Below are 12,842 nucleotides of genomic sequence, written 5' to 3' on the forward strand. Positions count from 1 at the left end.
TCAAAGCCGCCGTCTCGGTCACAGGCCTTACGCGTCCACCTCGGCATCCAGGGCATTTTCCTGGATGAATTCACGACGCGGTTCGACCAGGTCGCCCATCAGCTTGGAGAACATCTCATCGGCTTCGTCGGCGTGGTTGACCTTGACCTGCAGCAGGGTGCGCGCGTCTTTGTCGAGCGTGGTTTCCCACAACTGCTCGGCATTCATTTCGCCCAGACCCTTGTAGCGCTGGACCGAAAGACCCTTACGGCCAGCTTCCAGCACCGCCGCCACGAGGTCGAGCGGCCCGCGGATGTCGGTCGACTTGTCCTTGCGGGTAAAGATCGAGATCTCAGTAAACAGATCCCCCAGGCCGTCGGCACGTTCGCCCAGGCGGCGGGCGTCCTGGCTGTGCAAAAGCGCCTCGTCCAGGGCGATCTTTTCGGTTACGCCGCGGCGCGTGCGCGAGAAGACATAACCTCCTGCCGGCCCGGGTTCAGCCGACCACGGGCCGTCTCCGTCCTGGTTCAGTCGATCCAGGCGCTTGGCGACCTGGTCCAGATGCGGCGCAGCGCCAAACAACCCGGCCAGGGCGGCCTGTTCGATGGCAAAGGCCGGGGCGCGCGACGCCAGGCGGTCGACGCTGGCCTTGAAGCTCTTGGCGGCGCGGACCTGGGCGTCGAGATCGGCACCGACGATGCGTTCGCCTGAGCGCAGTTCCAGGAAGGCGTCGCTGTTGCCTTCCTCGATCAGATAGGCGTCCAGCTCGGCATCGTCCTTCAGGTAACGCGACGACTTGCCCTTGGAGACCTTATAAAGCGGCGGTTGGGCGATGTAGAGGTAGCCCTTGTCCAGCAGTTCCGGCATCTGACGGTAGAAGAAGGTCAGAAGCAGGGTGCGGATGTGGGCGCCGTCGACATCGGCGTCGGTCATGATGATGATCTTGTGGTAGCGCAGCTTTTCGATGTTGAAGTCGTCGCGGCCGATACCTGCGCCCAAGGCCACGATCAGCGTGCCGATCTGCTCCGACGACAGCATCTTGTCAAAGCGGGCGCGTTCAACGTTCAGAACCTTGCCGCGCAGGGGCAGTATGGCCTGGTTCTCACGGTTGCGGCCCTGCTTGGCCGAGCCGCCAGCGGAGTCGCCCTCGACGATGAACAGTTCCGAACGGGCCGGATCGCGCTCCTGACAGTCGGCCAGCTTGCCTGGCAAGCTGGAGATATCGAGGGCCGACTTGCGCCGCGTCAGATCGCGCGCCTTGCGGGCGGCTTCGCGAGCGGAAGCCGCTTCGATGATCTTGTTGACGATCTGCTTGGCTTCGACGGGGTTTTCCTCGAACCATTGCGTCAGCTTATCATAGACAAGGCCTTCGACGGCCGGGCGGACCTCGGACGAGACCAGCTTGTCCTTGGTTTGCGACGAGAATTTCGGATCGGGCACCTTGACCGAGAGCACGCAGGTCAGGCCTTCGCGGGCGTCTTCACCGGTGACCGTCACCTTCTCCTTCTTGGCGGCGCCTGAGCTTTCCAGATAGGCCGTCATGACGCGGGTCAAGGCCCCACGAAACGCCGCCAGGTGGGTGCCGCCGTCGCGCTGGGGGATGTTGTTGGTGAAGCACAACATCGTCTCGTGGTAGCTGTCGTTCCATTGCAGCGCCAGGTCGACCTCGACCTTCTCGCGCGCGCCACGCACGGCGACAGGCGCCTTGATGATGGCCGTCTTGGCCTTATCCAGATGCCTGACGAATTCAATAATGCCGCCGTCATAGTGCAGCAGGGTCTCATACGGTTCAGCCTCGCGCAGGTCGGCGAAACGGATGGAGACGCCGGAATTGAGGAAGGCCAACTCACGCAGGCGGTGCTCCAGCGTCTTGCGATCGAAATCGATAAACGAGAAGGTGCCTTCTATCGTCATGCCGGACGTGTCTTTTTTGGCCAGCGACGGGAAGAAGGTGACTTCGGAACCGGTATAATCACGGCCGTTGTCGCGCTTGGGCGCATCGCCGATAACTTCCAGCGGCTTGACCGTCACGCCGCGTTCGAAGCGCACGGAGTGCTTCTTGCCCTGGCGGAAGATTACCAGGTCGAGATAGTCGGACAGGGCGTTGACGACGCTTACACCGACGCCGTGCAGGCCGCCGGAGACCTTGTAGCTGTTCTGATCGAACTTGCCGCCGGCGTGCAGCTCAGTCATAATGACTTCGGCGGCGGAAACGCCTTCGCCTTCGTGGATGTCGACCGGGATACCGCGGCCGTCGTCGGTGACGGTGCAGGAGCCGTCGACATTGAGGATGACTTCGACGCGGGTGGCGTGTCCGGCCAGGACTTCGTCGATAGCGTTGTCGACCACTTCATAGACCATGTGATGCAAGCCAGAGCCATCATCTGTGTCGCCGATATACATGCCGGGACGCTTTCTGACTGCGTCCAGACCCTTCAGAACCTTGATCGAATCAGCGCCGTATTCGGACTGTCCGTTGGCGTCCAGTCCGGTGTCGATGTCTTCGGAGTCATCAGTCATGGAGAACTTTCAGTTTACTCAAGTATTTCAATGATTTGTGCCGCTTCTACGCGAACGCCGAGAGCGCGTCCCGCAAGGCCGTCGAACAGGCTCAAATCCGTTCCTGTAAAGAAGGTTTGTAGCCCTAAAGCATGGGTCTCGTCAAACAATGCATGCCTGCGGACAGGGTCGAGATGGGCGGCAACTTCGTCCAGCAGAAGCAGGGGTTTGAAGGCCGAGAGACGCGCGCCCTGGGCCAGGATGATGTTCAGCAACAGCGCCTTCTGTTCGCCGGTCGAACAGTCAGAGGCTGGACGGTTTTTGTCGCGGTGGACGACGGCCAGGTCCATGCGATGCGGCCCGAACAGCGACCGCCCGGCCGCTGCGTCACGGTCGCGGCTGCTGCGGAAGCCATTGCTGAGGTGCGTGGTCAGGTCGCCGGTCTCGACAGTGCCGGTCAGGGTCAGATCGGCCTTGGGAAAGGCGCTTTCGTGACCGTCGATCTCGGTTTGCAGGGTGGTCAGCGCGGCCCGGCGGGCTTCGATAACACGTGTGCCGTTGGCAGCCAGCTTTTGTTCCAGCACGCGGAGCCAGGTTTCGTCGGCGGGGCCCTCTGTCAGGAGCTTTAGCCGTTCGCGCAGGGCCTTCTCAAAGGCGGCAACGGCGGCAGCATGGCCGGGCTCCGCCGCATAGACAAGGCGGTCGAAGAATTTCAGCCTGTCAGTGCGGGCTTCGATGAACAGCCGGTCCTGGGCGGGGGTCAGCCATATCATGCGCAGGTGGTCCAGCAGTTGCGCTGCAGGTACGGGTTGCTGGTCGATGCGGACGGTGCGTTTGGTTCTGTCACGCGGGTCGGAGCCGGTCGCCACTTGGACCTCCTCCTCACCGGTATGCAGGCGGGCCATGACGCCCCAGGAACGGCCGTGGGCCTCATCGGGGGGGCGTCGGCCCAGTTCTGCATAGGTTGCGCCGCGCAGCCCCTTGCCGGGATTCAGGACGCTGATGGCTTCGAGCAGGTTGGTCTTGCCGGCGCCGTTGGGGCCGTAGAGGTAAACGGTTCGGCCGGCAACGGCGAAATCGAGGCGTTCGTAAGAACGAAACTCTGTCAAGGACAGCGATTGCAGAGGGTGGTCAGACACAGACTATCCTCTCGCCGCTTTGCCTGCCGAGAACGCCGGAGGGGGTGGCGAGTAAGCGGGGCCGGGCGTCGTGCTGAATGCCGGCGAGGCTCGAGACGGAGCGGGCGTTACACAGTGGATGTACGACCCTTGCGCCGACATTCGGCGGCACCTCCCCCGGCCTTGCCGGCAGGCAAAGCGGTGGAGTATAAAAAAGCATGGCTACACTCTTAGCGGCATCAGCACGTACTGAACGCCATTGTCGGCCGGGTCGAGAACCAGGGTCGGCGAGGACGCATCGGCAAAGCGCAGTTCGACCGTTTCGCCACCGATCTGGCCCATGACATCCAGAATGTAGCGGGCGTTGAAGCCGATGTCGATCGACTCATTGTCGTAGTCGATCTCGGCTTCTTCGACGGCCTGGCCGGCTTCGATATTGCGCACGGAAAGAGTCAGGCGGCCGGGTTCGATCGCCATCTTTACCGAGCGCGACTTTTCAGCCGAGATGGTCGAAACACGATCGACGGCCTTGGCGAGGATGCCGGTATCGATCATCATGATCTTGTCGTTGTTCTTGGGGATAACGCGGCCGTAATCGGGGAACGAGCCGTCAATGATCTTGGAGGTCAAAGAGGCATTGCCGAACTGGAAACGGATCTTGGCCGGGCTTATGGTCAGGTCGACGTAGCCGGTGCCGTCGTCGAGCAGGCGGCGGGCCTGGTCGATAGTCTTGCGAGGAATAATGATACCCGGACCGCCGGCTGAACCCTCCGGCGCGGGCATCTCAGCCAGGGCCAGGCGGTGACCATCGGTAGCCACGGCGCGCAGGTAGTTGGAGCCCTCTTCGGTCAGGGTGTGGAGGTACATCCCGTTGAGATAGTAGCGGGTTTCCTCGGTCGACACGGCAAAGCGGGTCTTGTCTATGAGGCGCTTAAGGTCGTCACGCAGGATGGAAAAGGCAACGCCTTCGTGGTCGCTGGACATGATCGGGAAGTCGCCAGCCGGCAGGACCGGCAGGGCAAAGCGCGAACGGCCAGCCGAGACGGCCAGGCGGGGATCGTCACCGGAGGCATATTTCAGCTCGACATCGGCGCCTTCGGGCAGCTTGCGAACAATTTCATAAAGGGTATGGGCCGGTGCCGTAATCTGACCCGGAATGCTGACCGTGGCTTCGGCCGTATCGACGATTTCCATGTCGAGGTCGGTCGCCGAGAAGGCTACGGTTCCCCGTTCTGCCGAGAGCAGGATGTTGGACAGGATGGGGATGGTGTTACGGCGTTCGACGACGTTTTGTACGTGGCCAAGGGCTTTCAGCAGGGCGCCACGTTCGATGGTGAATTGCATCTCTTATGTCCTGAAGTGCGGGACGGGGACCTTAGAGGAGTTTGCCAGAAATTCAAACGGGGTTTGGGGCCTGTGACCCCAACACTTGCTCTTTCCTTCTATGGCCTCGCCCAACTTAGGGCGAAGGTCCAGAAAAGGAAGAAGAAAAGATTGTGGGCCCGCAGCCTCTAAACCCCGTTTTAGTTACTGCGCAACTTACGGGTAAGCGCTTCTACGTCCCGTGCGATCTGATCATCCGCCTGCAGCAGCTCCTCGACCTTCTTCACCGCATGCAACACGGTGGTGTGGTCGCGGCCGCCGAAACGCCGGCCAATATCAGGATAGGAGCGAGTCGTGTGCTGCTTGCACAGCCACATGGCGACCTGGCGCGGACGGGCGACCGAACGTGTGCGTCGCTCGCTGAGCAGGTCCGCCTGTTTCAGCCCGAAATGGTCAGCCGTCAGCTTCTGAATTTCATCGACTGTGACTCGACGCTCGACAGCGACTTTCAGGTTGGGCTGCAACAGCGCCATAGCTTCTTCCAAGGTCAAACTCCCTAAACGCGCGCCAGCGGATGCCACCAGGGTATTAACCGCGCCTTCAAGCTCGCGGATCGACCCTGGCACCCGATCGGCCAGAAATTGCATGACTTCGGCCCGTGGGGCCGAAGCGGCACCAAGCCGTTGCGACAGCTGCGCAAGCTTGCGCTCGACAATCCCCATCCGCAGGCTTTGATCGGCCACGTCGAGGGCACAGACCAGGCCAGACGACAGGTGCGAGCGCAGCCGCGCTTCGATCTCGGTCAGCTGCGACGGCGGACGATCGGCCGTAAACACTACGCGCCGGTTGTTTTCGATCAGCGAAGTCAGCGTGTGGAACAACTCCTCCTGTGATGAGGTCTTGCCGCCGATAAAGTGCACGTCGTCAACCAGCAACAGATCGGCGCCGCGAATCTCGTCTTTGAAAGCAGCCGTGGACTTGTCCATCAGCGCCTTGACAAAGGTCGAGGTGAATTTTTCCGCCGTTAGATAAACGATGCGGGCGTCTGGCCGACGCGCCTGGGCTTCCCAGCCGATGGCGTTCAGCAGGTGGGTCTTGCCGTAGCCGTACGGGCCATGAAAGAATACCGGATTGAAATGACCGTCCGACCACGACGCCACCTGGCGCGACATGGTATAGGCAAACTCATTGCCGCGACCCGGGACGAAGGTGTCGAAGGTCAGGCGATCTTGCAGCCCACTGATCCGGTTGGCCGGCACAACGATTTCCGTAACCGGTTCCGACGCCATGGGGGCCTGAGAAACCGTCGCATACTCAACGTTCATAGCGGCGATACCGCCCGTGCGTACCTGGTCGTCGTAATCGACGCGGCACAGGATATCGAGCACCCGTGCATCCGGATCATGCTGCTGCCACAACTCCTGAGCGCGGCGGATCGCGTTCTTGGAAATCCAGTCGCGCGCATAGGCGGTCGGCGTCACCAGCACCGGATCGCCATAGGGACCGGGTTTCACGGCCGATGGTGCGACGTACGAATTGTAAGGGCCTTCTCCCAGTTCCTTGCGGAGAACCCCAGCTACTTTAGACCATACCGTCTCAGGTAGGATCGGCGACCAGCTTGTCATGCTTGGCATTTTATTATCGCCCCGATCGATTGCCCCATTTTACCCACACTACTTGTGACTCCCTGTCCGCAATCGTCCCGGAGCTTGAGGCACTCCTGAGCGACACGGCAGCCTGTTAAGCCCGGCATCCTGAATTCCGAAAAGGATATCCAAAATACGCGATGCAGGGCTCCGGCTATGGCGGCTCCCTCACCACAAGGATTTGCCACAACCGGTACTTTTCGTGATTGCGGCCAACGCGTTCCCGTCGTCCGCCGCGCGGCATACGCGCCGAACGCGAATCCAGGTCACGCGATATCCGCTCATTCCCCTAATGCGCGAAAAGGGGCTTTCGTCTCTATGTTACCTCGCCCGGACAGGCCGCCCGAAGTTTCCGCCGCCTCTGTCCATGACAGCGAACCAGAAAAAAACTGCTTGGACCCGAAGGTCCATTTTTCGGCCGAATGAGAGGCTCTCTAGCCCTGTTTCATCGACCGGCCTCGCGTTTGCTCGCTCAGTAAGGCATTGTTCTGCCTCACGTAAAGCCTTGCCGGCGCGACAGCTGGATGTCGAACCCGGACTGTTTCCAATTCATCCGTGTTGGGATTAGTTGGCCGGGCAGGAACAAATTAACGTTCTGGCCCTGTGGGTCAACCAGGGAATTTGCTCGGAAGCGACGAAATTTCGATTGACTCCGATAACTCGTTCGCTCGCAAAGAGAATTTAGTACGACATTTATCAAAACTTTTTTCGTGAAGGCCGCAACCGGACCGGGTTAATGACCCCAGGCATGAGCGTTACGTCGCACATTCTACTTGAGCGTCGGATAGACTTTGAAATGTCACGGAAAACACGTCGAAAGAGGCGTGACCTGCACGGCAGACCACGCCTGGAAAGGTCTTAGGCGGTCGCCAGCTTCTTCAGCTGGGCAGCCAGACGCGAAACCTTGCGAGCGCCGGTATTCTTGTGAACCACACCCTTGGAAACGGCGCGCATCAATTCTGACTGCGCCTGGACAAAAGCGGTCTGGGCAACAGTGGCGTCGCCGGCAGTCAGAGCTTCTTCAAACTTACGCACATAGGTGCGAACGCGCGAACGGCGCGCCTTGTTGACTTCAGTACGGGCCGCGATCTTGCGGATCGATTTGCGCGCGCCGGGATTATTAGCCATTGTTCACCTGATACGTACGTTACGGATAAGTCCCGGCTCAGCGGCCCGGGCGAGAATTTCAAGAGCGCGGCGTATAACCGATGACGCCAATCGGGTCAATCCGTTGTGAACCGGATTTCGCTTTTGCGGAAAAAATTATGCACAACGGTGGAATGTCAATCCTGGTTAAACCTGACATATGGGGCAATGAAACGTCGAGCGGCCTTGGTGGACCTTGCGTTCGATGGAGCCGCCGTCGTCGCGCGGGCATGGCTGGCCCTTGCGGCCGTAGACGCAGAAGCGGTGCTGAAACATGCCCAGTTCGCCGGTGGCGGCAGCAAAATCGCTTATCGATGAGCCACCAGCGCAGACCGCCTCTTCAAGGACAGCTTTGATGGCGGAGGTCAGGGCGATGGCTTCCCTGGGATAGAGTTTACCGGCCGTGCGCTCGGGGCTGAGCCTGGCACGCCACAGGGCTTCGCAGACATAGATATTGCCCAGGCCGGCTATACCGCCCTGGGCCATCAGCAGAGCCTTGAGGTTGGTCTTGCGATCCTTGGCCAGGGTCATCAGGTAGGCGGGGTTCAGGTCGTCCGAGAGGGGCTCCACGCCCAATGACTTGAACCAGGCGGTGGCATAGAGTTCAGCCGGCGTCAGCAGCAACATGAAGCCGAACCGTCGCGGATCGTAGAAGTCAAGAGTTCGCGAAACGCCGTTACGGCTGGCGTTGACAGAAAAATGGCGGTGTTTGGTGTCGGTTGCAACGACGTGGTAATAGTTGCCGTCAACACCCTGCTGTCCGACCTGGAACCGGCCGGTCATGCCCAAATGGGTGACCCAGACCTTTTGCGTATCGAGATGGAACAGCAGATACTTGGCACGGCGATCCAGTCGGGTGACAGTGGCGCCAGCGAGTTGGTCGGCGAAGCGCTCCGGGAAAGGATAGCGCAGGTTCAGACGGTGCAGTTGGACGTCTGCCAGGGTGGCGCCCTCCAGATAGGGCTCAAGCCCGCGCCGGACGGTTTCCACTTCGGGGAGTTCGGGCATGGGCAGGATCCGGGAAGAGCACGAAAAAATGGGGTCGCCATCGCTCGGGAAAGCTAAACTTTCGCATCGCGGTTCCCTGCACCCTGATACGCTAAGACGATTGGCTACTTCAACCTCACGCCACGCGGACCAGCCGGCGTTGGGTCTTCTCACCCAGGTCCTTGTACCACAAAGATGGCGTCAGGGCGACGTCATCATTCAGCGCCATGGCATCCCAGTTGATCTTCGGCGCCTTGCTTTCCGACGCAGCGATAATCGCCCGCAGTTCCGCCGCAGAGGTCACGCCGACCACCACAGTCGACACACCCGTCAGGTTCAGCGCGAAACTTAGAGCCGCATGCAAAGGATCGGCGCCAGACTCGGCCATGATCCGCCGCACCCTCGACAGATGCGGCCCGACCGGAATCAGATTGGCTGGGAGCTTTTCCCTCGGCAGGAACAACAGCCCCTGCAGGAAGACCGAACGAATCTGAACCTCGACGCCCAAACGCGCCAAGGCATCCAAAGTACCGTCACGCACCAGACGCTGATCCAGGATCGACACCGGTAGCTGCATGATGTCGGGCTTGAACCGACGGGCGACCAGCAGTGGCTGGTCGTCATAACTGGCTGAAATGCCAATCTTCGATACCAGACCTTCACGCTTTAGCTTTTCCAGACGCATCCAAAGGTCTTCGCCCAATGGGCCCATCAAATCTTCCGGATTGTCAACCAGAACCGCATGCACGCGCACCAAGCCCATATGGTCAACCGAGCGGCGCAACCGCGCCTCCAGCCAATCCAGCCCGTGCTCCAGGCGCAGCGTCCGCACCTGAGGCTTGAACGGCGATGGAAAAGGCCAGTTGCGCCCCAGAATGCGCTCGACATCACCATCATAGTGAGACGAATCCACGGTCAGTACCTTACAGTCGGCGGCAAGCTGGAGAATTTGACGAACTTCGTCCTCGCTCACACGTCCCCGCGCATTCGAGATACCGTAATCTCCGCCAAATTGCGCTGAACCCAAACCCAGAGAGGCCGCCACAGTAATCGTCCTTAACCGCGTCCCTTAATCATGAGACTGCGTGTGGACTGTCGCCCCGAAATGTTAAACAACCTATCAACAGGTTATAAAAAACCCGTATGGCGGCGCGTTAACAATTGTAAACATCGGTTAACCGCGTTTGATAAAGATTGCGAATTGCGCAACAAAGGTCAAATCCCGAAAATACGCACCCGGTCTGGCAAACCCGAAACGCTGACGCCCTGATCCGTCACCAGGCCGTTGGCAATCGAATAGACCCAGCCATGAACTGTCAGGGATTGACCCGAACGCCAGGCCGCTACGGTGATCGGGTTGGTCGTGACATTACGCACCTGAGCGATGACGTTCAGTTCGCACAACCGGTCAAGCTTAATCGTATCATCGAGGCAGGCCTCCAGTTCCTCGCGATGCTCATGCGCCACCTCGCGAATTGGCGCGAGCCAGTGATCGATAAGGCCGTGATCCTGGGATTCGATCGCCGTCCGCACGCCGCCGCAACCATAGTGGCCAACCACCAGAACGTGCTTAACCTTCAGCACATGAACAGCATATTGCAGGGTCGACAGGTAGTTGGCATCCTGGTGCGGTGTCAGATTGGCGACATTGCGATGGACGAACATCTCTCCTGGGTCGAGGTTGACGATTTCATTGGCCGGAACACGGCTGTCGGCACAGCCGATCCAGAAATACTCCGGATTCTGCTGGCGGACCAGGCGCTTGAAAAAGTCGGGATCGACCAGAGTTTTCTTGGCAGCCCATTCGCGATTATTGCCGATAAGCGCATCCAGCATCGTCTGTCTCCAGCCTGTTTCGTCGGGCCGGTTATAGTGAGCCACACCATCAGTTCAAGCTGTTTCCCACTCGCAACCGCGCCTGCGAACCCGGGCCCGAGGCCCTTTCGGGCAAGCCGCGGCGACTGAGCGAACGAGCCAAGCGATCAACCTTAGCTGATTTACATGTGCAAGAGCGAAGTGAACCAGGTCCAGGCGCAGGCGATGCTTTTGTCGACCAATGCGCCGGCCTTGGCAAAGGAGCCCTGCCACGCCCACAGAATCAGCACCGCCACGCCGATCAGGCTGAGCAGCGCCTCGACCACCGTGATCAGGGAATGGACCGGACGGGCACGTTTGACTTTGGCGTAGGAGGTCAGGCCCTCCGGTGCGCGCGCTATTTGTAGAAACTTCATGCTACCCCCGAGGCCATGCCCAAAGACTTAACAGTACCTTAACTCCACCTTAGCCGCAAAATCCGCCGATGGCCAGTGAGACCCCTTGTCTTTACACTCACTTTCCGTCACATCGTTACATAACAAGGCAAAACAGGCACATACAGGGGCAACATTATGTCGGTGAGCGACACGGCGAGTTCCAAAAAGGATCTGAAAGTCATCGTGGCGGCCTCAGCCGCCGGCACCACCTTTGAGTGGTACGATTTCTTTATTTTCGGCGCCCTGACCTCGATCATCGCCCAGAACTTCTATGCCGGAGTTTCCGGTACACTCGGCACCATCCTGACCCTGCTGACCTTCGCCGTGGGCTTTATCGCCCGGCCGGTCGGCGCCATCGTCTTCGGCATTATCGGAGACAAGAAGGGTCGCAAAGGTACATTTCTGTGGACCATTATCATCATGGGGATAGCCACCATCCTGATCGGCTGCCTGCCGACCTACGCTCAGGCAGGCCCCCTCGCCCCCATCCTGCTGGTCTTCCTGCGCGTCGTTCAGGGCTTTGCCCTGGGTGGCGAATATGGCGGCGCCGCCATCTATGTCGCCGAACATGCCCCGTCCAACCAGCGAGGCGCCTTTACAAGCTGGATCCAGGCCTCGGCTGCTTTCGGTCTTATTGCCGCGCTCTCCATCATCCTTATCACCCGCAAGATCGTCGGCGAACCGGCCTTCGTCGACTGGGGCTGGCGCATACCCTTCATCATCTCGACCGGCCTGCTGATCGTCTCGGTCTATATCCGCGCCAAGACCGCCGAGAGCCCGGCCTTTAAGGCGCTGCATGCCGAGGGCCAGATCGCCAAGTCGCCCCTGTCGGAAATCTTCACCCGCTGGTCCAACCTGAAGGGGATGCTGATCGCCCTGTTCGGCTTTATGACCGCCCAGGGCGTCATCTGGTACACCAGCTTCTTCTACACCCAGGTCTTCCTGGAACGCATTGTCCGCCTAGATCCGCAGCAAAAGGATACGCTGATCATCGGCATGACCCTTGTGTCGGCACCGCTCTACATCCTGTTCGCTCGACTGTCGGACAAATATGGCCGCAAGCCGATAATGATCTTCGGCATGGTTTTGGCCTGCGCCACCTTCTTCCCCGGCTTCGCTGGCCTGATGAAGTTCGGCAACCCTGATTTCGAGGCGGCGTCGCGTGCCTCACCGGTCGTGATCGTCGCCGATCCCGCCCAGTGCACTTTCCAGTTTGACCTGTTCTCCACGGCACAATTCGCCAGTCCGTGCGACCTCGCCAAGAGCACGGTCACAAGCCTTGGCGCGCCCTATTCGAACGAAGCCGATGCCGCCGGAACGGCGACAGCCACTGTCCGCATCGGAGATGCCGCCATTGTCCTGCCTTCGGGCCAGGGCCTCGACAAGGCCGAGATCAAGGCGCTGAAGGCCAAGGCAGGGGCCGACATCAAGGCCGCTATGGCCGCCGCCGGCTATCCGGAAAAGGCCGACCCGAGGAAGGCCAATCTGTGGGCCATGTTCGCCATCCTGTGCGTCTTCGCCATCGCCTGTACTGCGCTTTACGGACCGATGGCCTCGGCCCTGGTCGAAATGTTCCCGACGCGCGTCCGCTACACCGCCATGAGCCTGCCGTACAATATTGGTACCGGTTGGTTCGGCGGCCTTCAGCCGGCGCTCAGCTTCGCCATAGTCGCCGCCACCGGCAATATCTATTGGGGCCTGTGGTACACGGTGGGTGTCGGCGTCGTTGCGATTGTAGTTGCCCTGATCTTCATGAAGGAAACCAAGGGCCGCGACCTGCACACAGTAGAGTAGTATCAACCCGCGAAAATCTTGACTCATCGTGGGTTGGCAAGCGCGCCAGAGAACGTACTTCGGGCGCCCGAGCTTTTGCGAGGAGCCATGCGGCGCTT

At 60.0% G+C, this 12,842-nt stretch carries 10 protein-coding genes; 1 reads left to right on the plus strand and 9 read right to left on the minus strand.

Translation table 11 applies throughout. The annotated features are described in order from the left end of the window. Nucleotides 1-27: 27 nt before the first annotated feature. The 9 genes from gyrB to ABAC402_RS32630 form a co-directional block, all read right to left on the minus strand. Nucleotides 28-2,499: a DNA topoisomerase (ATP-hydrolyzing) subunit B gene (gyrB, locus tag ABAC402_RS32590; protein WP_023450013.1), complete on the minus strand. Its 2,472-nt coding sequence runs from the start codon at nt 2,497-2,499 to the stop codon at nt 28-30. Nucleotides 2,500-2,513: 14 nt separating this feature from the next. After that, nucleotides 2,514-3,617, minus strand: a complete 1,104-nt coding sequence (recF, locus tag ABAC402_RS32595; RefSeq protein ID WP_023450014.1) for a DNA replication/repair protein RecF — start codon at nt 3,615-3,617, stop codon at nt 2,514-2,516. 201 nt (nt 3,618-3,818) lie between these two features. Then, nucleotides 3,819-4,940 (minus strand): DNA polymerase III subunit beta, encoded by a 1,122-nt coding sequence (gene dnaN, locus ABAC402_RS32600; RefSeq protein ID WP_023450015.1) that lies wholly within the window; start codon nt 4,938-4,940, stop codon nt 3,819-3,821. A gap of 179 nt (nt 4,941-5,119) precedes the next feature. Continuing rightward, a complete protein-coding gene (dnaA, locus tag ABAC402_RS32605; RefSeq protein WP_082179977.1) occupies nt 5,120-6,544 on the minus strand; it encodes a chromosomal replication initiator protein DnaA in 1,425 nt (474 codons plus the stop codon). An 879-nt stretch (nt 6,545-7,423) separates the two neighbouring features. Continuing rightward, nucleotides 7,424-7,693 (minus strand): 30S ribosomal protein S20, encoded by a 270-nt coding sequence (rpsT, locus tag ABAC402_RS32610; protein ID WP_006271342.1) that lies wholly within the window; start codon nt 7,691-7,693, stop codon nt 7,424-7,426. 165 nt (nt 7,694-7,858) lie between these two features. Further along, a complete protein-coding gene (gene mutM / locus ABAC402_RS32615) occupies nt 7,859-8,719 on the minus strand; it encodes a bifunctional DNA-formamidopyrimidine glycosylase/DNA-(apurinic or apyrimidinic site) lyase (RefSeq protein ID WP_023450017.1) in 861 nt (286 codons plus the stop codon). Nucleotides 8,720-8,834: 115 nt separating this feature from the next. Beyond that, on the minus strand, nt 8,835-9,743 hold the full coding sequence (locus ABAC402_RS32620; protein ID WP_023450018.1) for an aldo/keto reductase: 909 nt from the start codon (nt 9,741-9,743) through the stop codon (nt 8,835-8,837). Between the two features lie 170 nt (nt 9,744-9,913). After that, nucleotides 9,914-10,534: a carbonic anhydrase gene (locus tag ABAC402_RS32625; protein ID WP_023450019.1), complete on the minus strand. Its 621-nt coding sequence runs from the start codon at nt 10,532-10,534 to the stop codon at nt 9,914-9,916. 161 nt (nt 10,535-10,695) lie between these two features. Then, nucleotides 10,696-10,929, minus strand: coding sequence for a hypothetical protein (locus ABAC402_RS32630; protein WP_023450020.1), 234 nt, complete (start codon nt 10,927-10,929; stop codon nt 10,696-10,698). Between the two features lie 156 nt (nt 10,930-11,085). Between ABAC402_RS32630 and ABAC402_RS32635 the strand changes: the two genes are divergently transcribed. Then, complete coding sequence (locus ABAC402_RS32635; RefSeq protein ID WP_023450021.1) at nt 11,086-12,744, plus strand: MFS transporter; 1,659 nt, start codon at nt 11,086-11,088, stop codon at nt 12,742-12,744. The last annotated feature ends 98 nt before the right edge of the window (nt 12,745-12,842 follow it).

This window comes from Asticcacaulis sp. AC402, assembly GCF_000495835.1.
In the GTDB taxonomy this organism is placed as follows: domain Bacteria; phylum Pseudomonadota; class Alphaproteobacteria; order Caulobacterales; family Caulobacteraceae; genus Asticcacaulis.

What these genes read in the sequence shown, in the direction of transcription:
- rpsT (WP_006271342.1), bottom strand. Translation starts at nt 7,693, where the DNA reads ATGGCTAATAATCCCGGCGCGCGCAAATCGATCCGCAAGATCGCGGCC.
- ABAC402_RS32625 (WP_023450019.1), bottom strand. Translation starts at nt 10,534, where the DNA reads ATGCTGGATGCGCTTATCGGCAATAATCGCGAATGGGCTGCCAAGAAA.
- ABAC402_RS32630 (WP_023450020.1), bottom strand. Translation starts at nt 10,929, where the DNA reads ATGAAGTTTCTACAAATAGCGCGCGCACCGGAGGGCCTGACCTCCTAC.
- mutM (WP_023450017.1), bottom strand. Translation starts at nt 8,719, where the DNA reads ATGCCCGAACTCCCCGAAGTGGAAACCGTCCGGCGCGGGCTTGAGCCC.
- dnaN (WP_023450015.1), bottom strand. Translation starts at nt 4,940, where the DNA reads ATGCAATTCACCATCGAACGTGGCGCCCTGCTGAAAGCCCTTGGCCAC.
- ABAC402_RS32635 (WP_023450021.1), top strand. Translation starts at nt 11,086, where the DNA reads ATGTCGGTGAGCGACACGGCGAGTTCCAAAAAGGATCTGAAAGTCATC.
- dnaA (WP_082179977.1), bottom strand. Translation starts at nt 6,544, where the DNA reads ATGACAAGCTGGTCGCCGATCCTACCTGAGACGGTATGGTCTAAAGTA.
- gyrB (WP_023450013.1), bottom strand. Translation starts at nt 2,499, where the DNA reads ATGACTGATGACTCCGAAGACATCGACACCGGACTGGACGCCAACGGA.